Here is a 21995-nt window from a genome sequence, read left to right as displayed (position 1 = left end):
GGTGCACATGGCGGCGACAGTCGTCGTTCGGCGTAGCGGTGCTGCGCAGACCGGGAAAGGAAGGTCAGCCCGCCGGCATCGCGGCAGGGCTATCAGGCAACGCGAGGGTCTGTCGCGGAGTTGCTCGGTGGCCGAGGAACACCGGCCGATTCGCGTGACCGAACAACAGGGGAAGCAGGTCGCGGGCAGCGACGGTTCCGTACCAGCCGCGGTGCGCGAACGATTCCCCGAATCGAGTGACTGCGTCGGGCCGCACGGTGGGTCCGACGACGAGGAGCGGGGTGGGGTCGGCGGTGTGCAGGACGCCGTCGACCGAGGGAGTGGCGTGATCGCCGGTGATCGCGATAACGGCGCGCTCCGACAAGGACTCGAAGCGTTCGAACGCCGGGTCGAGCGCTTCGAGTACGTCCAGCTTGGCGCGTGGCTGTTTGGTGTGCCCGGCCTCGTCGGTGGCCTTGGTGTGGATGTGGACGAAGCGTGCACCCTCGTCGATCAAGTGCTCGGCCGCCTCGATACGTGTGGTCATATCCACACCGTGATCGGTGGCGGGAGGCAGGTGATGGTGCCGCATCCCGAGGAGCCCAGCGATGCCCCGATAGAGGCGGGTGCTGGTGACGGCAGCTCCTGCCACGCCGGCGTGGGTGAGGAAATCCGGCACGGGTCGCCGGCTGCCCGACCATTTGGTGGTCATGACGTCGAGAGCGGGGCGTCCGTCGGCGGCGCGTACTGCGTTGACCGGACTCGTGAGGAGATGACGCCGGGCGGTCAGCAGCAGTTCGTTGAGGCGTTCGGCCAGATCTGTCGCCTCCGGACCGGCCGATGTGACCTGCAACCAAGGGTGGAAGTCTTCGAAGAAGGGGTCCGAGTCGGTGACGTCGCCGCGGGTGTGGTGCGGGAGGACGAGCACCGCTTCCCCTCGACCGACCGGATGAAGCTGCGCGTCGGCCTTGTCGAACAGCGGTGCCAGTTCCTCGAATAATCGATCGGCGTCGGCAGCGTCGTCCTTACCTACGCGCCCGGTGATCCATACCTGTCCGTTCTGGACGCAGGACGTGCGTAGTGCGGCAAAAGTGGTCGCGGCGTCGAGCGGTAGGTCGATGCCCGCGCCGACTCCTTCGAGGACGGCACGTCCGGGAAACGGTATGTCGGAGTATCCGAACATGGCCCAATGGGCCAGTTCGGAGGCGGGGGCGCGTCCCCATCCGAACGGTATGTGCCACCCGCTGCTCCCGCGGGCGGTCAATCGGTCGAGGACGGGGGTGCGTGCCGCCTCAGCGGGGGTCCGGCCCGACAACTCCGGGACGGGTCGGTCCCCGAGCCCGTCGAGAGTGACCAGGATGACGGGCATCCGATCGTCGTCGAGGCGGGGCTGGGTTTCGCCGTAGCCGGGCATCCTCATGGCTGTTCCTCCAGCACGCTCGTGGCGATGAGCTCGCTGAGCAACGCCACGGTGGCTGCGGGCACGTGGTGTCGCCAGCTGTCGTCACCGGCCAGCATCGCCTGGCGGATGTCGGTCGCGTTCAGCTTGGTTACCGGGTCGCCGTCGACGACGGTTACCGCGTAGCCGGCCTGCGCGAGCCATCTGGCTTTGTCGTGTTCCCAGTCGCTGAAAACCCGCACGAAATGCCGTGCCGAGTGGGGTACATACTGCGGCCAGAGCTGCGGTTGGGTCAGGTCGAACGGCACGATGGTCACTCGTCCGGCCCGGACGTGGTCGGTCAGGGCAGCGTCGAGCAGGCGGGCCCGCTCGAAGTAGGTGAACGGATTGGCCGCCCGGGTGTGTCGGTGCGCCGAACTTGCTTCTTCGTGGTGTGCGCTCGGATCCGGGTTGGTGATCGCCACCACCAGGTGATCGCACTCGTTCAGGGCGATCTCGAACAGTTCCATGTGCTGATTGTGCACAGGCTGGAATCGGCCGGTGACACAACCGAATTCGGTCATCGTGTGCTCGTTTCAGCAGTGACGACGCCGGGACGGCCGTCGTCGACGAATTCACCGATCACGCAGGCATGGGCATCACCGCCGGCGCGCAGAGCGGCAACGACCGAGACGGCATCGTGGGGTGGAACGGCCAGAAGCAGCCCCCCGGAGGTTTGGGCGTCGGCCAATAGGAGCTGCTGCTCCTGCGGGAGCGAAGAAGGCTCGAACCACCCTTTCCGCAGTGCATTGACCAATGTCCTGCGGCTTCCGTCGGGAGCACAGCCGTCGGCGATCAGAGCCGTCACTCCGGGCAGAAGAGGAACTCGGTCGATGTCGATGCGAGCTCCGAGGCCGGCCGCGGCCGCCATCTCGTGCAGGTGGCCGATCAATCCGTAGCCGGTGATGTCGGTCGCTCCTTTCAGCCCGGCCTCACTGGCGATCCGGCTGGCCGAGTAGTTCAACCTGGTCATGCTCGCGACTGCAGCGGTACGTGAGTTCTGCGGGGCTTGACCACGTTTGATTGCGGTACTGATGATGCCGACCCCGATGGGTTTGGTCAGCACCAGTAGATCGCCGGGGCGAGCGCCACCTTTGGTGAGGATCTTGTCGCGCTCGACCTCACCGATCGCGACGAGGCCGTATTTGGGGATGGGGTCGGTGATGCTGTGGCCGCCGACGACCAGAGCGCCGGCGGCAGAGACAGCATCCGCGCCGCCGTGGAGAACCTTGTTCAACATGTCCGCGCCGAGGTCGGTGGGCCAGGCAAGGATGTTGAGGGCGATCAGGGGGCGGCCGCCCATCGCGTACACATCGGACAGGGCATTGGTGGCGGCGATCCGGCCCCAGTCGCGGGGGTCATCGACGAGGGGAGTGAGGAAGTCGGTGGTGACGATCCATGCCTTCGTGTCGTCGATGGCGTAGACGGCAGCGTCGTCAGGGGTGTCGAGTCCGATCAGCAATCCGGACTCGTCCGACTGGGGAACTCCGGCCTGTCGCATCATGGTGACTACGTCGTCGAGCATCGACTGTGGGAGTTTGCAGGCGCATCCTCCGCCATGGGAATACTCGGTCAGGCGGCGCATCGTGGTGGTCATGACACTGCTGCTTCGCGGAGTAGGCCACGGGCGATGGCGTTGAGCTGCACTTCGGAGGTGCCAGCGGGGATCCGCAGGTTGCGGGCCACTCGGAAGAGTTTTTCTTCCGGGGAGCCACGCAGCAAACCGTTGGCGCCGTGGACCTGGATTGCACTGTCGGCCAGGCGGTAGAACGCCTCGTCATTGATGATCTTGAGAAGGCTGATCAGGCGCGGCGCTTCCTTGTGCAGTGGGATCTCGAACGCGCCCCACTGGTCGAGTTCGGCTTGTGCGACCAGGGAGGTCGAGCGTGCTTGGTAGAACTCGAGAGCCATGCGGGCGATCAGGTGCTGGATCGATTGCAGATCACCGATGGGGCGGCCACCGGATTTGCGTTCCTGCGATCGGGAGATCGCTCGTGTGATGAGCCATTGGCCCCATCCGGAACACATGCCACCGCGGCACAATCGCCGCCAGTTGATCCAGGACATGGCCAGGGCGAAGCCGTCGCCCACCTCACGGACGATGTTCTCCGCAGGCACCCGCACATCACGGAATTCGAGTTCGCCGGTGAGTCCGTCGTCCATCATGGTCGGCAGGTCGGGGCCGCGCTCGAGACCGGGGGCGTCGGCATCGACGAGGAACATCGTCAACGACCGGGTTCCGGCGCCGGGTTCGGTGACGGCGACGACCTGGTATACGTCGGCGAAATGGGAATTGGTGATCCATGCTTTGCGGCCGTTGATGATCCAGTCGCTGCCGTCTTGTTTCGCCCAGGTCTCCATACCCAGGACATCAGTGCCGACATTGGGTTCGGTGTTGGCGAACGCAGCAGTGATCTGACCTTTGATCAACGGCGTGAGATACCGCTCCCGCATCGCTTCCGACATGTGCTCGCTCGCGGGGTTCGGGCCCTCTGTCCATGCAAGGGCGGCCAAACCGAGCCCGAGACCGGAATGGCGGTAGACGAATTCCTCGACGTGGTGCATCTCCACGCGGTTGAATCCACCGCCTCCGAGTTCGGCACTGATGTGTGGGGCGTACAGGTTCAGGGCGCCGGCGCGCCGTTGCACCTCACGGCGAGCCTCCCACACGATCGGGTGCATTCGGCCTTCACTGTCGAGCTTCGGTTGTCCGGCAGTGCCGACGTTGTGCTTCGCGAGTTCCTCTTCGAGTGGACGGACGTCCTCGTCGAGGAACCGGCGAAAACGGTCGGTGTACTCCTGCACCCGAGCTGTAGGAGCAATCGACATGGAGTGTTCGGTCATCGTCTCTCGATTCTGTTTCAGGTCATAGCCTTTGGTGCGTAGCCACCATCTTCAGGTAGCTGTCGAGCATGGCTTCGGCGTCGTCGCGGACCGATTTCACGCGACCGGTTTTTGTCATCAGGAGCAATCCGAAGACCCAGGTGGCATGGACCACCGCGAGGTGGTGTGCAGTCTGCTCGGTTGCCAGTCCGTCGGTGATCAGACCATTCGCGATCAACGTCATCACTTGGTCGAACAGGGTGTTCAGTTCCTCGTCGAGCTTCTTGTTGAGGCCTGCAGGGCGGACTCCGCCGTACAGATAGAAGCCGAGTTCGAAGTCGGCGGGATGGGTGTCGTAGAAGGACCACAAGCCGTGCAGTGCCGCGGCCGATGCCGGCCTGTCGGGTGAGGTTTCGACGGTGGTGGCCACTTCGGACTGCAGGGCGTGCAGGGAGTCTCGCAGCACTTCGGCGTAGAGCTCTTCCTTGGTGTCGAAGTAGGTGTAGATGGCTCCCGTTGTGTAGCCCGCGGCCTGGGCGATCTCGCGCATCGAGGCGGCGTCGATGCCGCGTTCGGCGAAGATGCGCTTCGCGGCATCGCGTATCAGTCCTTTCTTGAACTCCCGCACGGCACCGCGCCGTGACCCGGATTCGCGGACCGTGTTCTGAGTATTGATCGACATGTCATTTTCCATAACAGCGTTCAGTTTCCTTAACTGTAGTTCTCTTCTGTGAGGGGCGTCAACGGTTCCAGCTTGCCGGACCCACTGTCGGGGTTGTTCTGAGTGGTACCGGCATCAGGCCTGCGTCCCAGCCGTCGCCGATACCGAGCGACCGAGCGCGTGGATCCGGCGTCTGAACGAGACCCGGTGTACTCGGTCGGCCGAGGTGAGGACGGCCCCACAGTCGACAAGCTCGTGCACCGTCGACCACTCGCGCTCTGCGTCCACACGGATGCACCCACCATCGATGGTTCACATGATGCTCATGGCAACCTCAGCGATGCCCGACGGCATGCTGAACAGGCGATTTTCTCGCTGCCCGCCGCAGTAGCAGGACATGCTGCAGGCGCTGGTGACCGACGGCGTTATGGCACGCCCGACGCTGCGGGCTGCACACTCCGATCCGGTCGTCGGAGATGCACCAGCGCCTGCTCGCGGCTTCCGGATCCGAGTCCACCTGCTCGGCGCCAAGCCCCGGTGTGTAGGCGGCTCGAACTTTCCCGTTGATGTGACCCTCGGCTGGGTGCACGGTGCGGTCCGGTCGGTAATGGGGTGGCTCGGCAGCCGTCTGTGCCGTCTTCTTCCGGGCGATCCTCGGTCGTTCTGTGTCGTCACTCTGTTCGACCTGAGGGAGGGAAGGGTGGTGTGGTCGAAGGGGTGGTCCGGTTCGGTCAGCTGGTGACCGAACCGGGTGATCGATTCCGGTAGGACTCCGACGTCGGTGACAGCCGGCACCACGTTCTGGCGGTGGACGAGATCGCCGTCGAGCCACCGACTACAGTGCGCTGCACTGCTGCTCGCAGCGCCTGTCCACCGAACGCCCGCAGCGACATCTGCGGATATATGCCGGCAGCTGTCAGCATCGGTACGCAGGGGAGACGACGCGAGGTCGGCTCCATAGCCGTTCGATACCACCGAGACCACGGCTGCGATCACAGCGGCGACGGTGGCCCCGGTCCCCGTGCTCGACGCACGTGCGATGTTCCCGCTCGGCTCGAGTACCGCGGCGACCCCGCGCGGACACCTGTCGGAACGGGTGCTACTCATCCGGTGGTCAGCACTTCACCGATCGGATCGGCTTCACCGATGGAGGGCCGGCTCGGCGAATCGCAAGGCTCTTGACCCATCCGGGGGACTGGTTACGTACCGGCACGCGAACACTCGGTGTGGCTGATGTACGGACAGGACGATGGACACCTAGCGTGCTCGTCCGCCGATCCGGTCACCGGCCGGGAGCGTTGCGGCGGCACACCGGGTCCCGACTCTCGGTCGGCAGGCGCGAATTCGACCGACCGGTCCAGGGGTCACGCTGGCCGTCGTCGCCGGTGGGTCCTGCCGAGCACTGGCATCGCGGCCCGGATGCATCTGGGCAGGTGCATACCGCTCGCGGACACCAGGCCGGAATGGTCCTGGAGGTCACCAGCGGTGCCCCCGGACAATCCCCGAGCGATCGAATTGCGGAAGGAAGCCAACCTGCCAGCTCCGGCTTCATCGGAAGTGACGGACCGAACGGTGTGCAAGCGAACAAGGGCAGGCCGGATACCGGGCTCTTTCTACGAAGCCTCCGTCGGTGGTGCTGATGCAGAAGCCGCCCACTCTCGGGCAGTGATGCCGTAGGCGTCTTTGAACGCGCGTGAAAACGTTGAGGGATCGAGGAACCCCCATTTTCTCGCCAACGCGCTGATCGTATATCGCCGACTCGTTGGGTCTGCCAGTTCAGTCTTGATGCGCTCGAGTCGGAGGGTACGGATGTGTTCGGCCACGCCCTGTCCCGTGGCCGAGAACAGTCGGTGGAGGGTCCGCACAGAGACGTTGTGCTCCGCCGCGATCTGTGAGGCACACAGGTTCGGGTCGGCCAGGTTCTGTCGGATATACGCAAGCACGCACTCGAGTAGGCCGTCGGAGGCGGCGGCTTGATCGGCAAGCTCGGTCCGTATCGCCGCTGACAAAAGATCGACAGCACTGTTGTGGAGTGAAGCTACCTCCGCCAAGTCTCCTGCATCGGTCGCATCGTTGATGCTTGTCATGAAGGATGAAACCACTCGTCCGATACCGCGATCGCCCCCGACATTCACCGCGGTCATCCTGCCGATGAAATCTTCGGTGAAGCCGAAAGAGTATCGCGGGAACTGGAATACGCTCATTCTCCAGTCTGTCGGGAACAGGATGTCGTAGGGATGGCGAGTGTCCCAGAAAACCAGTCCACCGCGACCGACTCGTGCAGTTCTGCCGTGCTGCTGCACGAGTGCATGGCCGGCGGACTGCACCCCAACCATGAGGTACTCACGCTCGTCCTGGCTGATCAAGCGACGAGTGCGGGTGATCTGCTGGGGCAGTGACGAGGACGTCGCGATACGTACCGTGCCCAAGTTGCCCGTCGAGACCGTACCGATGAAGGGTTGCTCGCTCGTGAGGGTGATGTTGAGCGGGACATAGCTGCGGCAGATGACATCGTGCCAGAGCGCGACGCGATCGGGTGCCGAGACCTGGTCAGAGGAGAAGAAAGTGTTCATCGACCTACCTGGTGCTAACCCCGTTCATTGTTCTTTTCAGGGTAGCCGTAATCGCGATGCCGGGCTCGGTCTCGATGTCGGCTCTCTGCGGTGCGGCGAGAAGGTCATCGCGACATAGGGTGGTGGGCGCCTTCAGCTCAGGGACTCTGGATGTCGATACAGGCCACGACGACCTCGATTACCCCATGTCGAGAAGGCGTGACCGGCGGGGATACGTGGGGTGGACCTATCGGGGGTTACGGGCGGGCTGACTCGCTGCGATCGACGATGCGTTGTACTCGGTGATCCTCCGATTCCCCTGTCTCGCCCCTTCACGCACCCGTGGCGCTTCGGAGGCGCCACGGGTGCGCCCGAGTCAGAGGGTGGCTGTCGCCCGGTCCGTCTCGTCGGAATGTGTGGAGGGCAATGCGCGCTGTTCGTCCGCTCCGTTGAGCTCACGGACGCCGTCGAGTGCCCCGAACTGCGGCACGAACGTGTGCGTGGCATGGATGGTGGAAAGTGGGGTGTTGACGGGCGTGGTGCGGCGCTGGTTGAAGTTCAGCGACAGCACATCCGGCCGTGAGTAGTGGCCCACGGGGTCAGCGGCCTGCTTCGCCAAGGTGATCGCAGACAGATCGATGTCGGCGTAGAGGATCCCCTCCTCATCTTCGGCGAGAGGAGTTGCGAGATCGCGGCCGTCGGGCCCGATGATGCGCGCGAAACCTCCGCCTCGGCCGATCAACTTTCGCTGTTCCTCGTTCTCGCAGAAGAACTCGTGGGCCTCCGGTGTGACCACCTGGGTGGTGCAGACCACGAAGGTTTGTCCCTCGAGTGCGTACATACGCGTGGCCGTGAGCTGGGCATCGACACCGAAGGCGGGGACCTCCGGCTGGTACAGCGACATGCCAGGCCAGCTCGCGACGTGCACCTGCTCGTGCATCGAGTACATTGCGTACTTGGTGAGCGTCTGGAAATGCTCCCAGCAGTTGAGCGCGCCAAGCCGTGCGAAAGGCATGTCGTACACGGAGATATCCGAGCCGTTTCCTTCTCCGTATACCGAACGCTCGACGTGGGTGGGCTTGAGCTTGCGGCGTCGGGCGACCAGCTGCCCATCGGCGTCGATGATGAGCTGGGTCATGTACAAGCTGCCGCCATCCCGCTCGCTGATTCCCACCACTACGGCGATGTTGTGGTCGCGGGCGGCATCGAGCAACCGCTGTACGTGCGGGCTGTCCATCGTCAGGGAATTCTCGTGGTAGCGCACGGCGAACTTCGCCATTCCGGCGAGCGGGCTGTCGACCCAGATGTGGTACGGGTACCCCGGGATGAATACCTCGGGAAACGCAACGAGCTCGCACCCGTTCCGGGCTGCTTCCGCGATGATGGACACGGTCTTGTCGACCGTTTTGGCCGCGTCGAACCACACAGGCTGTGCCTGCACCGCAGCAACTTTGAATGTGTTTGTGTATTCGACCATGTCCGTACCTCCGTTGCTTGTGTTTGGCAGGACAGTACGAGGTGAAAAGGCGCGTGAATTGACGTGGAATGACACGGGTCCTGGCATTCTGCGCCACCCGTGTAGGGGAGTTCATCGAGCGGTTCGGCCGGGGGGTCCGAGGCGGCTCTTCGCCGTTTCGATTCGTCGAAGGACTGGCCGGGCACGTTGAAGGATGTTGAAGCGGTGGTGGTCGGTGTCCTTCTGCGGAACGGCGGATAGGTCGAGGTCTACGTCGGCTGTGCGTCCCCGTTGCCGGTTCGATCGTCGAGTAGCGGGGGATCGATGGGTTTGTGGTAGTCGTTCGGCAGGAATGTGTCCACGCCGCAATTGCGTGCTCTCTGTGAGAGTAAGGGCGTGATTGCACTCCGCGAAGTCGGTGGTAGCATGCTGTCGATGCACCACATTACTTGTTGGACAGCGACTTCCGAGACGATCAGGTCATGTGGTCGCCTGTAGGCGATGTAGGTGCTTTGCAAAAGTAATAATTCGATTCGGGGTGGAAGTTCGGGTTCCGCTGCTCCCGCGTGTCTGAGGGTGTGGATAAGCCTTCGGCGCTGGGGTTCTCGGCCAACGGGATCTCGGTAGCTAGCGGTGCGGCCTTGGGTGCACCCGTGAATTCTGATCGTGGCAATGCGTCCCTGCCGACGGTTCGAGGTGATCTCTGGTTTACCGCGGTAAACCGCAGTGGGGTTCATGGCGGTCCTCAGTAGCGCGATGGGTTGCCGAGTCGTGTGACTTGGTTGCCGGTTCGCTGTCACAGTGACGAAAGCGATGGGCGGTTCAAGGTAGCGCGATCAGCGCTCGACCTCAGGGCTTGCCCGCATCATCTCGTCAATCTGCATTCTTGAACCCTGGCACGCCACCGATCGGGCCGAGTTCGGCGCGGTATAGGGAACCCGTATGTTTGCGGAGCCGTGTGGGACCGTTTCCGCATCGACAGTGTCAGGGAGATAGCAGGATTGAGATAGTTACCATGTATTCACTTGGTGCAGAATGTCTTTGAAGAGAAGGTGTTCGGTGGCGCTGGAGGTGACGTCGACTCGGTCGGCGCTCTCACGTGAGGGTGAGAACGCAAGGCATCTGAGATGATTCGGCGAAAGCTTGTTCGGTAGACCTGTAAGGGTCTATCGTACGTGTTGCGCGTCTCGCGGAGATTACCGTGGTGCAGGCGCAATCATCATCTCCGTCAAGAGATGACGACGCGAGTCCGAAGTAGCCCCACCCTGGGGTGAAGCATACGGAGGTAACCTGTGGCTGTTCATGTCATGCTCAACCAAAAAGGTGGTGTCGGAAAATCGACGCTCACTATGAACCTTGCCGCTGTCAAAGCGGATGTCCTCACCGCCGTGACCGCCGGCGCCGATGACGATGTTCAGTCCCCGGTCGCCGCGATCTCCGTCGACCCGCAAGGCTCTGCGGTGTGGTGGGCTTCGCGCGTCGAGGAGTTGCCGTTTCTGATCGATCAGGTCCACGACAACCTCGACGTGCTGCGTAATCTCGACAAGTTGCCCGGCATCAAGCACGTTTATGTCGACACCCCGGGCTGGATCGACCTGTCCGGGTCCGATGACGGCACCGATGTGCTCGGCACCGGCAGCTCCGCCGACGCCCTGCGCGCAGTGCTGGAAGTCGCCGATCTGGTCATCGTTCCGATCGAACCTGAACCGTTGTGCTTCGATCCCACCGCGCGCACCATCAAGCAGGTCATCGAACCGCTCGGCAAGAAATTCATTGTCGTGGTGAACAATTGGGATCCCCGCGACGGCAAGGTGGACCTCGAGCAGACCCGCGAGTTCGTCCAGGCCAACGGCTGGCCCCTGGCGCGAACGGTGGTGCGGCACTACAAGGTCCACACCCGCGCCGCCGCCGAAGGCCGCGTGGTCACCGAGTGCGAAGCCAACCGCGTCTCGTTGCAGGCACGGGAGGATTTCTACAAGCTCAGCCTCGAGCTCGCGGACGGTGGTCGCTGATGCCGCCCAGGGGTGGGCGCGCGAACTTCGCCTCTCTTGTCGGAGCAGTAGGCGACAACTCTCCGGTAGACCGCAAGCGCACCCCCACACCCACGAAGACGAAGACGACGATCGAGCCGCTCGAAGGTCAACTGCTCGCCGATGTTCCGCTCGACCAGCTCATCGCCAACCCCCGCAACCCGCGCGACGAACTCGGGGACCTGTCGGATCTGGCGACGATCGCCGACCGGCAGCTGCAACCCGGCACCGTCGTCAGCCGCACCGCCTGGCTGAAACTGTGGCCCGAGGACGAAGACGACCTCGGTGCAGCGCAGTACATCGTCGTCAACGGCAACCGCCGGCTCGCCGCCGCCCAGAAGTACGGCCGCCCCGGCCTCGATGTGGTGCTGCGCGACAGCATCGCCGTCGACAAGGGCGAAATTCTCTGGGCGGCAACGAGTGAGAACATCGACCGCCGTGACTTCGACGTCCTCGAAGAAGCCAAGGCTGTGGAGTTGATGGTCTCGGAGTTCGGTAGCGCAGACGCCGCGGCGAAGAAACTCGGCCGCTCCAAAGGCTGGGTGTCCCAACGCCGCGCTCTGCTCAAACTCGCCCCCGAGCTGCAAGCAGCCCTGCGCGCAGGCGATCTCGCTGTGCGCCAGGCCCGCTCGTTAGCCCGTGTTCCACTCGAGGAACAGGTCGCGGCATGGGAAGCAGCCCAGAACCCTGAACCGGAACCCGCAAAGGAAGAGACTGACGAGCCCGACGCGCCGCAGCCGAAAGAACCTGCCAGCAAGCTCGAGCCGGTGGACAAGGTGGCTCAGGCACTCAAGCGTCTGGGAGCGGATCCGGATGTGCTGGCCGCGGCGGTGCGGAAGCACTTCACCGACGACGAGCGCCGCAAGCTCATCGATGCACTCGAGCTCCGGTAACCGCGATCCAAATCCGATAGCGTTGCTTCACAGTGGTTTCCACTGCTCAACCTTGCGTAGTGATGTACTTGGAATATGGGCCCGGCTTGGAAGAGTGACTAGTGGGCCTGTAGTAGTGCACTGCTTGATAACCGCGGCGGTGCGGTTATGGTCGCGCTCAGTTGGACTTGTCGAAGACGACAGACCTTTTCTGGGGGTGCAGCTGCCGGTCACTTCACGTGGTTCGAGGATCGAGTGAGGGCTGTCGTGATTCCGAATCCTGCTATCCACTCAGGTATTTCGCGGTAGAAGCTCGACGTGACCTGGTAGGGACCGTTTGCGTGGAGCGCGGCGTAGGCGGCGATCCAGGTGCGCACCTCATGGGACGAGTGGCCGGCCTGCTCGACGAACCAGTCATTGGTCCACGTGTCGATTTGTTCAAGTTCGCCGGATGCCAGAATTTCGAGAAGATGCTGGTCCCAGTGGGGGTTCAACGGCTGAATGGTGGCGGTACCGGCAGCGAAATCTCGCCCGGCGGCGATGACGCGTCGTTCGCGGACTTCGCGTTCGGCGTCGCTCGGATTGCGGCCGTCGATCAACCGTTCGCGCACCTGCTCAGGCGAGGTGGTGAACTGCGGAATCGGTGGGTCGTGGGAGAGTCCTCCGGATCCGACGAACAGGACGCGTCTGCCCAGTTTGTTGGCTGCTCGTCCGACAGCTTCGCCGAGCAGCCGAACTCGGCTGATGGGGCCGAGGGGTTCTGCGACGGAGTTGATGAAGATCGGCACAGTCGGTACTGCGGTGATAGATCCGACGAGTAGTTGTAGTGCCTGGGCGAAACCGTGGTCGACGTGCATGCGTTCGGAGAACGCCGCGTCGATGCCGCTGTCGAGTACTTCGCGCGTAATAGTGTGAGCGGCGTCGCGGTCGACGTCGAGGGGGCCAGCTTCGGTGCCGTAGTCGCCGACGGACTGCGCAGCGGCTCCGATGCAGAACGGTGGCAACAGGTCGTAGAAGACCCCGTTGTAGTGGTCGGGGGCGAAGATGACGATCAGATCTGGGGCGAAATCGGCGATGAACCGGCGCGCGTGGTCGAAGGCGGCGTCGACGGCGTCGATGACTTCTTGATCGGGGTCGTTGCGTCCCATCAGGGGGGAGTGCGACATCGCGCACAGCGCCACAGGCATCGCGGAGTCTCCTTGCTGGTACTTCACGGCCTCTGCCCGGATGGTTCGAGCGAGAGCGGATGAGGTTCGTCGGATGGGTGGGTCCTGCCGGTGCCGCCAGGGGGTTCAGGGGAGGGCGGCACCGACTGCATCTGTCAACTGCGATCGAGGAGAAAATCCAGGTGCAGTTTGTTGAAGGTGTCGGGGTCTTCGTACTGGGGCCAGTGTCCGCAGTTCTCCATGACCGCCAGCTTGGCGCCGGGGATGTGGGAGGCGATGCGCTCTGCTTCGTCGACCGGACCGGAGGGATCTTTGGTGGTCCACAGAACCATCGTTGGCACGGTGATGCCGTGGAGGGTGGCATCGGTGATCATGTTCCGTTTGCGGGTTTCGAGGTCCTGCAAGGCCATGTTCATTTCGCATGCCTTGAGCCAGTCCGGTTGTTGGAAGATGGCCTGGCGGGTGCGGATGAGGTCGTCGGTGACCATGTTCGGGTCGGCCATGAGCCATTCGAGGCGTGCTTTGACGCGTTCCCAGCTCGGGTCTTTGGCGGCTTCCATCGACAGGGTGTAGAGCCGTTCCATTACCTGTGGGTTGGCCATGGTGCCGCCCATGGTGTTGAGCACGATCCTCTCGACTTTGTCCGGGTGGTCGTGAGCGAACTGGGCGGTGACCCATCCGCCCAGTGACTCGCCTGAGAAGGATGCCTTCTCGACGCCGATGGCATCCATGAGGTGCAGCACGTGGTCGATGTAGTGCTTGATCTCGAGCGGGTGATCGGGTTTGGCGGAGTAGCCATGGCCGATGAAGTCGATGGCCCAGACATTGAAATGCTCGGCGTGTGAACGCAGATTGCGGACATATGCTTCGGCGTGGCCGGTGATGCCATGTAGGAGAATGAGTGTGGGCTTGGAGTCGTCCCCGGCGTGCAGATAGCGGGTGCGGTATGGGCCGGCCTGGATGAACCCCTGGCTGAACTCGACCTGGTTCAGATCGTCCCAGACGCTGGTGTACGGGCGGGTCATGCGTGTGCTCCCTCGATTGGTGTGATGCTGGCTGTGGAGGCTGGTGTTGCGTCGTCGGCGGTGACGTGCGGGACGACGATCGGTACGGCGTGGGTGCTGTACTGGGGCGTACCGCCGTTCCTGGCGCTTGGGGTCTCGTGCGGGGCGCGGTCGAGGACGATTGTGAGCGCGTTCTCGAGGTGGGTGAGTGCTTCGCTGTCGTCCCATACCGGAGCGCTGTACCGCCAGGCGACGTAGCCGTCGGGGCGCACGAGAAGAGCCCCGGCCTCATGGATTTCACGGATCTGCCGCCAGTACCCGTACGAGTCGTTGATGCCCGCTTCACCGATGACTATGGTGCGCAGGAACGGTAGGTCCAATGTGGCAGAGGCACGTTTCCATGCCTGGCCGCCGATGCCGGTGAGCAGGGTCATCTGTCCCTTGCCGGTGACGTCGAGGGTCGAGACCCGGGTACCGTCCGGGCCGACCAACCAGGCGTGTGGCAGCTTCGCGCCAGGACGAGTGGTGGCCTGCAGGTACAGTTCCCGGTCGCGTCCCCATACCTCCTCACCGGCTTCAAGGTCGGGGACCACTGCAGACGAGGCGTAACGCTGGTTGAGTTCGACGCCGTGGGCATTGAACTCGGTGTTCTTGACCTCGAGTGCCTCGTACAGGCGCTCGCGCAGGGCCGCGCCTTCGGGGGAGGGGGCTTTGAGCGTGATCAGGCCGGCGGTGACCGGGTCGTCGCTGGTGGGATCGAACCACTCGCGCAGACCGGCGTAGTCCTTGCGGGACTGGTTGGCGCGCGCGACGATCTGCCTGCCGACCGGGACCCGCTCGGGGGAGTAGGACTCGAGCAGTCCCGGTCCCGCGTATCCCTTGACGGCGTAGGCGATCTTCCAGGCAAGGTTGAATGCGTCCTGCATGGAGGTGTTCGAGCCCAGGCCGCTGCTCGGCGGATGCCGATGTACGGCGTCGCCGCCACAGAACACCCGGCCGGATTGATAATGCTCGGCCCACTGCTGATTGACGTACCAGAACGAGCGCGACACGATGTCGATGGTCAGCTCAGGGTCGCCGACAAGGGTACGGATCTGTTCGAGCACAACGTCATCGGATATGTCGGGTTCGCCCTGGGACATGTCGAAGCCCCATCCGGCGATCCACTGGCCCCAAGGTCTGATCGCCCGCAGCAGACCCATGCCGATCTCACCGAAACCGGCCTTGGAGTTGAAGATCCAATGCAGAATGCTTGGCCGGTGAGCGACGTACTTGCTCAGATCCGCGTTGAACAGGATGTAGGCGGTGCCGGCACGGGCGAGCTCGCCTTCGAAGGGCAGTCCGATCTGTTCGGCGATCTTCGAGCGGGCACCGTCGAAGCCGAGCAGGAAGCGCGCTCGCTGGGTGAACTCGGTGCCCGAGCGCACATCCCGGAATCTCACCGTGACACCGTCCTCATCCTGGCTGTGATCGAGGTATTCGGTGTTGAAACTGATCAACGCACCGCGTTCGGCCGCGTTCTTGATCAGTACCGGTTCCATCAGGGGCTGAGGGATGTCGAGCATCGCGCACGGGCTGCCGGCGAGATAGTCGCCGTACCGGGCGCCGGTGCCCCATGTTTGCATCCGGACGATTTCTTCACCGGCCAGACTGGTGGTGAACAGGGTGTCGCCCATCTGGTCCCACGGGGTGGCGTATGTGCGGGCTTCGTCTTCGACGCCCAGGTCGCGGAGTACTTCGACGGCGCGTTGGTTGGTGATGTGCGCGCGGGGTGAGTTTGCGACCCAGGGGAACATCGAGACGGCGTGGACGCGTACACCGTAGGTGGCCAGGGCGAGAGCGGCTGTGCCGCCGGCGGGACCGAGTCCGACGATGATGACGTCGGTGTCGTACGTGGAGTCGTGGTCGTTCATGGTGGTCACTTCACTTGTCCAAGGTCCGCAGGGACTGTGCGGCGTCGGTGGTGGGCTGAGTCGAAAAGGATGCGGTGGCAGTTGCATTCGGTGTCGAGGTGCGCTGGTCGGCAACCAGTTGGCGTGTCGCGCCCTTGCGTCCCCAGCCGCCGGGCAGCAGGATCACCGAGACCACCGAGATGGCCGAGACGATCAGTAGGTAGAGCACGATCGAGTTGCTGGTGTTGGTGGAGGCGTACAGGGCGGTCGCAATGGTCGGGGCGAACGCCGAGCCCGCGACCTGGGAGATCGTGTAGCCGATCGAGACGCCGCTGTAGCGCACATCCGCATCGAAGATCATGGTGAACAGCGATCCGGTTACTCCGGCGGCGGGGGCCATGGAGATGCCGAAGACCAGTACCTGCGCGGTCATGAAAAGCCAGGGGTTTCCGGTGTTGATCAGTGCGAAGGCCGGGCCGATCGCCACCCCCATGGTGACGGCGCCGAGCAGGTACATGGTCTTGCGGCCGAAGGTGTCCGACAGAGCGCCGAAGACGGGATAGAGGAGGACGGCGACGAGGCCGGCGACGAACACGCCGGCCAGGGCGAAGGTGCGGCTGATTCCGGCGACGGTGGTGCCGTAGGAGACGAGATACGCCATGCAGATGTAGGCGAACACTCCCTGGGACAGGTAGGTGCCGGCAATGAGGAAGATTTCTTTCCAGTGCTTGCGGAATGCGACGGCGATCGGCATCCGCACTACAGCACTGTTGGCTTTGATCTCGGCGAAGTCGGGGCTTTCGGTCAGGGACAGGCGGATGAACAGGCCGATTACGATCAGGACCGCGCTGAACAGGAACGGTAGCCGCCAGCCCCAACTGAGGAACTGCTCGTCCGGGAGTTGAGAAGCGGCGAAGAACGCCAGGGTCGCAATGCTCGTCCCGGCGGGAGCACCCATTTGTGAGAAGGAGCCGAAGAATCCTTTCTTCGCGGTGGGGGCATGCTCGACGGCCATCAAGGTGGCGCCACCCCATTCACCGCCTACGGCGAAGCCTTGAACCAGGCGCAGCAAGGTGAGCAGGATCGGAGCGGCGATGCCGATCTGGGCGTAACCGGGTAGCAGTCCCATCAGTACTGTGGCGGCACCCATACCGACGAGAGAGATGACGAGCATCTGTTTGCGGCCGACCCGGTCACCGAAGTGGCCGAAGACGATGCCTCCGAGGGGTCGGGCGAGGAATCCGACGCCGAAAGTAGCGAAGGACAACAGGATTCCGATAGCAGGTGAGACATCGGGGAAGAACAAGGTGGGGAAGACCAGTGCGGCCGCAGTGCCGTAGATGAAGAAGTCGTAGTACTCGACGGTGGTCCCTACGAGGCTGGCCAGGGCGACCCGCATCGGGGAGGTCTTCGTTGCGGAAGTCGGCGCGGTGGTCACGATGTGGTTCCCCCGCTGCGAGTGTCGGAGCAGGCTGGCACTGCGAACAATGCTGGGTGCGAGGCGGTCGTCATGGCCGCGCCTTTCGTCTGAGATTCGTCGGGATGTCGAAGAGGGCCGCCGCAGAAGGGGCCGAGCAACTGGAATGCTAGACGTCTAGTTGCGAAGCTACTCCAGCGCGAATGGTGACGCAAGTCTCTGTCGGAGGAGGCTGGATCGCTCTGTGGCGATCAATGTGATGCGGCGCTGCCTGAAGATTCAGCGCCGCAGGCGGGGCGGAAGCCTGTAGGCCTGCCCGGTCGTGCAGAATCCGTTATAGGGAGCGGGCTCACCATCAGCGCGATGGCTGAGCACTCGATTCGTCGCGAATGACCGCGATCGTGCCGACGATATGGCGCTCCATCGCCTCACGCGCCGCAGCGGCATCGCGATTTCGGATCGCCTCGGCGATCTCGTGATGGTCGTGCTGGCGGTCGGGTAACGCACTCGCGAGCGGGTTGGTGATGCCGGCGGTGTTGATGAGGAAATCCGACAGATCCCACATCCGCTGACTGGTCTCCTCCATGATCCGTGAATGCGCCATCGCATGGATGGCGGCATGGAATTCCCTGTTGTGAACTCGGTATCCGTGGGCGCGAACCTCGGGGTCGTCGGAGGCGATCAAGGCATCGACGCGTGCAGAGATCAGATCCAGTTCCCGCACCTGCGCCTCGGTTCGCCGCGTGGCCGCCACCGCAGCAATGGCTCCTTCGAAACCACCGAACAGGGTGAAGAAGTCCTCGACCTCACGCGGTGTGTAGGAAACGACCTCGCATCCGACCTGAGGGACGATGTAGACCAGTTTGTCGCTCGAGAGGCGACGTAGGGCATCCATGACCGGCTGTTTGCTCACCCCGAATTCCTGCCGAATCGACTCGACGACGATCTTCTCGCCAGCGGTATAGCGGCCTTCGAGCAATCGGGTCTTCAAGATGTCGTAGAGCGCGGAGGACAGGCGTGCCCCGGAGGTGCGGACGTGCGCAAGGAGGGCGGCAGCCTCGGTGCTAGCCGTAGGGCCGGGATCGGTTGAGGTCATCGGCTCAGGCTTTCCGTCGGTTATCGGGTGGTGCTGGGAGTTGAAGGCAGCGACTTGCATTCTAGTACTTGTGGTGTGAGTCACTGTGAGCTACGTTCATGTGGAACGCTAGCATTCCAGTTCGCGATCAGCAGGCAGCATCCCGATCGCGGAATCCACTCCGGAGGCATGCACACCCGCAGTGAGGCCGTCGGACACATCCCCGCTACGACGGGTAGGACGAGCCGAGTGCACACCACCGGGCCCCGTGCAAGGAGAAAACTTATGGAATTCTGTATCGGCACCTGCGCCAAGATCGATCAGGTCGCGATGGTGAAGCAGGCCGAAGACTTCGGGGTCACTCACTTCGGCGTCGGGGAAGGCCCGTTGCTGTTCTCCGATCCGTACCAGTTCCTCGCACTGGCTTCGCAGCAGACCACCGACATCCACCTGGGCACCATGGTCACCAACCCGCTGACCCGCATCGCCCCGGTCACCGCGAACTCCATGGCCACGCTCAACGCCCTGGCGCCAGGCCGAACCTTCCTCGGTATCGGTACCGCCAACAATGCGCTGCGTTCCATGGGCAACCGCACCGCGAAGATCTCCGAACTGTCCCACGCCATCGAGGTCTCCCGTGAACTGATGGCAGGCCGCCGGGTCAACCACACTTGGCTCGGACAGTCCCGGGAAGTGGAGTTCCTCGACAAAGAAAGCGGTTTCTACAACGTCACCGACCACATCCCGATCTGGGTTGCCGCCGGCGGGCCCCGCGGTCTCGCCGAAGCAGCGAAGTACGCCGACGCCGTCGTCTACTGCCTCGGACCGAACATCGACATGATCCAGATGATTCGCAGGCTCCTGGACAAAGCCGTCGCCGATGCCGGACGAGCCCCAGGCTCGGTCAAGCTCGTCTCGTTGTCCTGGTTCTACCAACTCGGCAACGGAGAAACCTGGGAAGACGGCGTCACCAACGGCTTCGGCTCCGGCCCGATCAGCTCATGCATCACCAACGCCGGACTGATGGACCAACACCGCGACGAACTCGGCGACTCGATCGTCGACGCCTCACTCACCGCCGCCCAGCAATACCTCGGCGACCCGAAAGCCGCGGACCAACCGCACTACCTCGACGTCTGGGCGAAGTACCTGCGCGGCCTCGACCCCCGGCACCGTCCGATCATCACCAAGGAACTCGTCGACTACTGGTGCCTGTACGGCTCTCCGGCCGAACTACGAGAAAAAACAGCCCTGATGCGCGAGGCCGGCGTCGACATCCTCCAAGTCTTCCTGTCCAACCCACGCACAGCCGCCCGAGACATCGACAACATCGGGCATTCGATCCTCGCCCACGCCTGATCCTTCCCCCGTTCTGCCCAGGAGATACTGATGGAACTCGACCCGCGTACCACTGCGCTCGTGGCTGTCCACTGTCAAGGCGACGTCGTCGAACCTACCGGCGCCTTCGCCGACTTCTTCTACCAGCAGGTGACCGAGCGCAAGGTCATCGACCGCATCGCCACGCTCATCACCGCCGCCCGTACCGCCCACACCACGATCGTCTACACCCGGGTCGCATGGAAGCCGGACTTGTCCGATCTCGACGCCAACTCGCCCCTACTCGGCATCGTCGCCCAATCCGGTTGCCTCAAGGAAGGCAGCGAACTCGCCGAGATCATCGAACCCCTCACGCCGCATGATGAGGACATCGTGCTCACTCACCAGCGCATCGGAGCCTTCGCCCGTACCGACCTCGACACCATCCTACGCAGCAAAGGCATCACCACCCTCCTCTTCGCCGGTGTGGCCACAAACGCCTCCGTCGAGGGAACAGCCAGGGTCGCAGGCGATCTCGGATACCGAGTGGTGATCGTCGAGGATGCATGCTCTGCGGCCACTCTCGCAGCGCATCAAGCCAGCATCGACTCCCTCGCACTACTGGCCGAGATCAGCACCGTCGACGAAGTCCGCGCTGCTTTGGCTACGACGATCACCGGCACCCCGATCTGACCGCCGACACCCAGTTCTCGGGCACAGCGCGTCGATGCCTATCCGCCCTCACATTGCTGATCTCAGACCAAAAAACCGTCTACATCAGCAGTTCGTATATGAAGGCCACCATTTGCGACGCCCGCCTCGCCCAGCACATGCCCGAAGGAACTTCGACGGTATGTGCTTGTGCGGTCCCGGTGAGCGCCTCCATGGGGTGCTCTGTGAGGTATGCACTCGCGCCAAATAGAGCTGACACCGCGATACCGTCGGGCTGGCAGGAGTACGCCGATCACTTTCCGTGCCGCCGGCAGGCACATCACCGGAAAGCATCGACGTTCTCCTCGGCCATTGCGCGAAGGTCTCGGCAGCTGCACGCGAAACGGCGGCAGCAGGCGGGACTGTCTGAATAACGGTGGATCCGGGTTGGCCTGACACGCCGAGCAGCGTGCTTGGCGGGAAGGATCGACCATGACGGAAACACTGGAGCCCATGGCGGACGAGGTGAACCAGCTGGAGTTGGCGCAGCAGCTACTGGCCCAGGCCAAAGAGCAGGGCATAGAGCTGATGGGCCCGAACGGACTGCTCGGGCAGTTGACGAAGAACGTGCTCGAAACCGCACTCGACGCGGAGATGACCGAGCACCTCGGCTACGAGAAGAACGACCCGGCCGGACGCGGTAGCGGCAACTCCCGCAACGGCACCCGATCGAAGACGGTGCTGACCGAGATCGGCCCGGTCGAGATCGACGTCCCGAGGGACACCGAGTCGAGCTTCGAACCGAAGATCGTGCGCAAACGGCAACGGCGGCTGACCGGCATCGACGAGATCGTGCTCTCGCTCAGCGCCAAAGGGTTGACCACCGGAGAGATCTCGGCGCACTTTCAGGACATCTACGGAGCGTCGGTGTCGAAGGACACCATCTCCCGGATCACCGACAAGGTGCTCGAGGAAATGACCGAATGGCAGAACCGGCCCCTCGATCGGGTATATCCGGTGGTGTTCATCGACGCCATCCACGTCAAGATCCGCGACGGTCAGGTCACCAACCGACCGATCTACGTCGCGATCGGGGTGACCGTCAATGGCGAACGCGACATCTTGGGGTTGTGGGCCGGCGACGGCGGGGAAGGCGCGAAGTCTGGCTGGCGGTGCTCACCGAGATCAAGAACCGTGGGGTCGCTGATGTGTGCATCGTCGTCTGCGACGGGCTCAAGGGTTTGCCGGATGCGATCAATACGGTGTGGGAGTTGGCGGTGGTGCAGACCTGCATCATTCACCTGATCCGTAACACTTTTCGGTTCGCACCGCGCCAGCATTGGGACGAGATGTCCCGCGATCTCAAGCCGATTTACACCGCTCCGACCGAGGCCGCGGCCAAGGAACGGTTCGTCGAGTTCGCCACCAAGTGGGGGCCGAAGTATCCGGCGATCGTGCGATTGTGGGAGAACGCGTGGAGCGAGTTCGTGCCGTTCCTCGACTACGACATCGAGATCCGGCGGGTGATCTGCTCGACGGATGTAATCGTCAAGGGTTCTGCAGGTTTCGGTGGGTTTCGCTTTGTTGAGGACGGTGATGCGGGCATGTGCTCATCGAGGGTGATCGTGTCCCGAAGTCAGGGCTGGCCGGCAGGCCACCGCG

At 63.3% G+C, this 21995-nt stretch carries 16 protein-coding genes and 1 pseudogene; 5 read left to right on the top strand and 12 right to left on the bottom strand.

The window, feature by feature from the left end:
- Positions 1 to 64: 64 nt before the first annotated feature.
- From B9C99_RS18875 to B9C99_RS18845, 7 genes are all read right to left on the bottom strand, one after another.
- Positions 65 to 1399, bottom strand: a complete 1335-nt coding sequence (locus tag B9C99_RS18875; RefSeq protein WP_216359310.1) for an alkaline phosphatase family protein — start codon at positions 1397 to 1399, stop codon at positions 65 to 67.
- Positions 1396 to 1941, bottom strand: coding sequence for an adenylyltransferase/cytidyltransferase family protein (locus B9C99_RS18870; RefSeq protein WP_006553299.1), 546 nt, complete (start codon positions 1939 to 1941; stop codon positions 1396 to 1398). Before B9C99_RS18870 ends, B9C99_RS18875 begins: the two co-directional genes overlap by 4 nt.
- Positions 1938 to 3014, bottom strand: coding sequence for a selenide, water dikinase SelD (selD, locus tag B9C99_RS18865; protein ID WP_088898919.1), 1077 nt, complete (start codon positions 3012 to 3014; stop codon positions 1938 to 1940). The genes B9C99_RS18870 and selD overlap by 4 nt, the downstream gene beginning before the upstream one ends.
- Positions 3011 to 4261 carry an acyl-CoA dehydrogenase family protein gene (locus B9C99_RS18860; RefSeq protein WP_088898918.1) on the bottom strand — a complete coding sequence of 417 codons (1251 nt, stop codon included), beginning with the start codon at positions 4259 to 4261 and terminating at the stop codon, positions 3011 to 3013. Before B9C99_RS18860 ends, selD begins: the two co-directional genes overlap by 4 nt.
- Before the next feature lie 22 nt (positions 4262 to 4283).
- On the bottom strand, positions 4284 to 4922 hold the full coding sequence (locus tag B9C99_RS18855; RefSeq protein WP_172415006.1) for a TetR/AcrR family transcriptional regulator: 639 nt from the start codon (positions 4920 to 4922) through the stop codon (positions 4284 to 4286).
- Positions 4923 to 6514: 1592 nt separating this feature from the next.
- On the bottom strand, positions 6515 to 7474 hold the full coding sequence (locus B9C99_RS18850) for a helix-turn-helix domain-containing protein (protein WP_006553303.1): 960 nt from the start codon (positions 7472 to 7474) through the stop codon (positions 6515 to 6517).
- A gap of 355 nt (positions 7475 to 7829) precedes the next feature.
- Complete coding sequence (locus B9C99_RS18845; protein WP_226949950.1) at positions 7830 to 9005, bottom strand: carbon-nitrogen hydrolase family protein; 1176 nt, start codon at positions 9003 to 9005, stop codon at positions 7830 to 7832.
- A 1196-nt stretch (positions 9006 to 10201) separates the two neighbouring features.
- On the opposite strand from B9C99_RS18845, the gene B9C99_RS18840 reads away from it, so the two are divergent.
- A complete protein-coding gene (locus tag B9C99_RS18840; RefSeq protein ID WP_172415005.1) occupies positions 10202 to 10921 on the top strand; it encodes a ParA family protein in 720 nt (239 codons plus the stop codon).
- On the top strand, positions 10921 to 11832 hold the full coding sequence (locus B9C99_RS18835) for a peptide transporter (protein WP_088898914.1): 912 nt from the start codon (positions 10921 to 10923) through the stop codon (positions 11830 to 11832). The genes B9C99_RS18840 and B9C99_RS18835 overlap by 1 nt, the downstream gene beginning before the upstream one ends.
- Before the next feature lie 209 nt (positions 11833 to 12041).
- Here the strand turns inward: B9C99_RS18835 and B9C99_RS18830 are convergent, their stop codons facing one another.
- The 5 genes from B9C99_RS18830 to B9C99_RS18810 form a co-directional block, all read right to left on the bottom strand.
- Positions 12042 to 12998 (bottom strand): 3-carboxyethylcatechol 2,3-dioxygenase, encoded by a 957-nt coding sequence (locus B9C99_RS18830; RefSeq protein WP_088898913.1) that lies wholly within the window; start codon positions 12996 to 12998, stop codon positions 12042 to 12044.
- Between the two features lie 134 nt (positions 12999 to 13132).
- Positions 13133 to 14002, bottom strand: coding sequence for an alpha/beta hydrolase (locus B9C99_RS18825; protein WP_085471007.1), 870 nt, complete (start codon positions 14000 to 14002; stop codon positions 13133 to 13135).
- Complete coding sequence (locus tag B9C99_RS18820) at positions 13999 to 15903, bottom strand: FAD-dependent monooxygenase (RefSeq protein ID WP_088898912.1); 1905 nt, start codon at positions 15901 to 15903, stop codon at positions 13999 to 14001. The genes B9C99_RS18825 and B9C99_RS18820 overlap by 4 nt, the downstream gene beginning before the upstream one ends.
- 1 nt (position 15904) lies before the next feature.
- Complete coding sequence (locus B9C99_RS18815) at positions 15905 to 17272, bottom strand: MFS transporter (RefSeq protein WP_088898911.1); 1368 nt, start codon at positions 17270 to 17272, stop codon at positions 15905 to 15907.
- Between the two features lie 373 nt (positions 17273 to 17645).
- Positions 17646 to 18386, bottom strand: coding sequence for a GntR family transcriptional regulator (locus tag B9C99_RS18810; RefSeq protein ID WP_064060777.1), 741 nt, complete (start codon positions 18384 to 18386; stop codon positions 17646 to 17648).
- Positions 18387 to 18650: 264 nt separating this feature from the next.
- Between B9C99_RS18810 and B9C99_RS18805 the strand changes: the two genes are divergently transcribed.
- The 3 genes and pseudogenes from B9C99_RS18805 to B9C99_RS18795 all read left to right on the top strand — a co-directional run.
- Positions 18651 to 19724 (top strand): LLM class flavin-dependent oxidoreductase, encoded by a 1074-nt coding sequence (locus tag B9C99_RS18805; RefSeq protein ID WP_088898910.1) that lies wholly within the window; start codon positions 18651 to 18653, stop codon positions 19722 to 19724.
- A 30-nt stretch (positions 19725 to 19754) separates the two neighbouring features.
- Entirely contained in the window at positions 19755 to 20375 is a 621-nt protein-coding gene (locus tag B9C99_RS18800; protein WP_088898909.1) for a cysteine hydrolase family protein, read from the top strand.
- A 450-nt stretch (positions 20376 to 20825) separates the two neighbouring features.
- Positions 20826 to 21880 (top strand): annotated as a pseudogene (locus tag B9C99_RS18795) (IS256 family transposase); the annotation flags it as partial.
- Between the last annotated feature and the right edge of the window lie 115 nt (positions 21881 to 21995).

The organism is Rhodococcus sp. BUPNP1 (assembly GCF_002215235.1).
Classification (GTDB): domain Bacteria; phylum Actinomycetota; class Actinomycetes; order Mycobacteriales; family Mycobacteriaceae; genus Rhodococcus.
Note: the sequence above shows the minus strand (reverse complement) of the source record. Positions and strands in the feature narration are given on the sequence as shown.

What these genes read in the sequence shown, in the direction of transcription:
- B9C99_RS18855 (WP_172415006.1), bottom strand. Translation starts at nt 4,922, where the DNA reads ATGTCGATCAATACTCAGAACACGGTCCGCGAATCCGGGTCACGGCGC.
- B9C99_RS18800 (WP_088898909.1), top strand. Translation starts at nt 19,755, where the DNA reads ATGGAACTCGACCCGCGTACCACTGCGCTCGTGGCTGTCCACTGTCAA.
- B9C99_RS18860 (WP_088898918.1), bottom strand. Translation starts at nt 4,261, where the DNA reads ATGACCGAACACTCCATGTCGATTGCTCCTACAGCTCGGGTGCAGGAG.
- B9C99_RS18850 (WP_006553303.1), bottom strand. Translation starts at nt 7,474, where the DNA reads ATGAACACTTTCTTCTCCTCTGACCAGGTCTCGGCACCCGATCGCGTC.
- B9C99_RS18815 (WP_088898911.1), bottom strand. Translation starts at nt 17,272, where the DNA reads ATGCGGGTCGCCCTGGCCAGCCTCGTAGGGACCACCGTCGAGTACTAC.
- B9C99_RS18830 (WP_088898913.1), bottom strand. Translation starts at nt 12,998, where the DNA reads ATGCCTGTGGCGCTGTGCGCGATGTCGCACTCCCCCCTGATGGGACGC.
- B9C99_RS18870 (WP_006553299.1), bottom strand. Translation starts at nt 1,941, where the DNA reads ATGACCGAATTCGGTTGTGTCACCGGCCGATTCCAGCCTGTGCACAAT.
- B9C99_RS18825 (WP_085471007.1), bottom strand. Translation starts at nt 14,002, where the DNA reads ATGACCCGCCCGTACACCAGCGTCTGGGACGATCTGAACCAGGTCGAG.
- B9C99_RS18835 (WP_088898914.1), top strand. Translation starts at nt 10,921, where the DNA reads ATGCCGCCCAGGGGTGGGCGCGCGAACTTCGCCTCTCTTGTCGGAGCA.
- B9C99_RS18875 (WP_216359310.1), bottom strand. Translation starts at nt 1,399, where the DNA reads ATGAGGATGCCCGGCTACGGCGAAACCCAGCCCCGCCTCGACGACGAT.
- B9C99_RS18810 (WP_064060777.1), bottom strand. Translation starts at nt 18,386, where the DNA reads ATGACCTCAACCGATCCCGGCCCTACGGCTAGCACCGAGGCTGCCGCC.
- B9C99_RS18805 (WP_088898910.1), top strand. Translation starts at nt 18,651, where the DNA reads ATGGAATTCTGTATCGGCACCTGCGCCAAGATCGATCAGGTCGCGATG.
- selD (WP_088898919.1), bottom strand. Translation starts at nt 3,014, where the DNA reads ATGACCACCACGATGCGCCGCCTGACCGAGTATTCCCATGGCGGAGGA.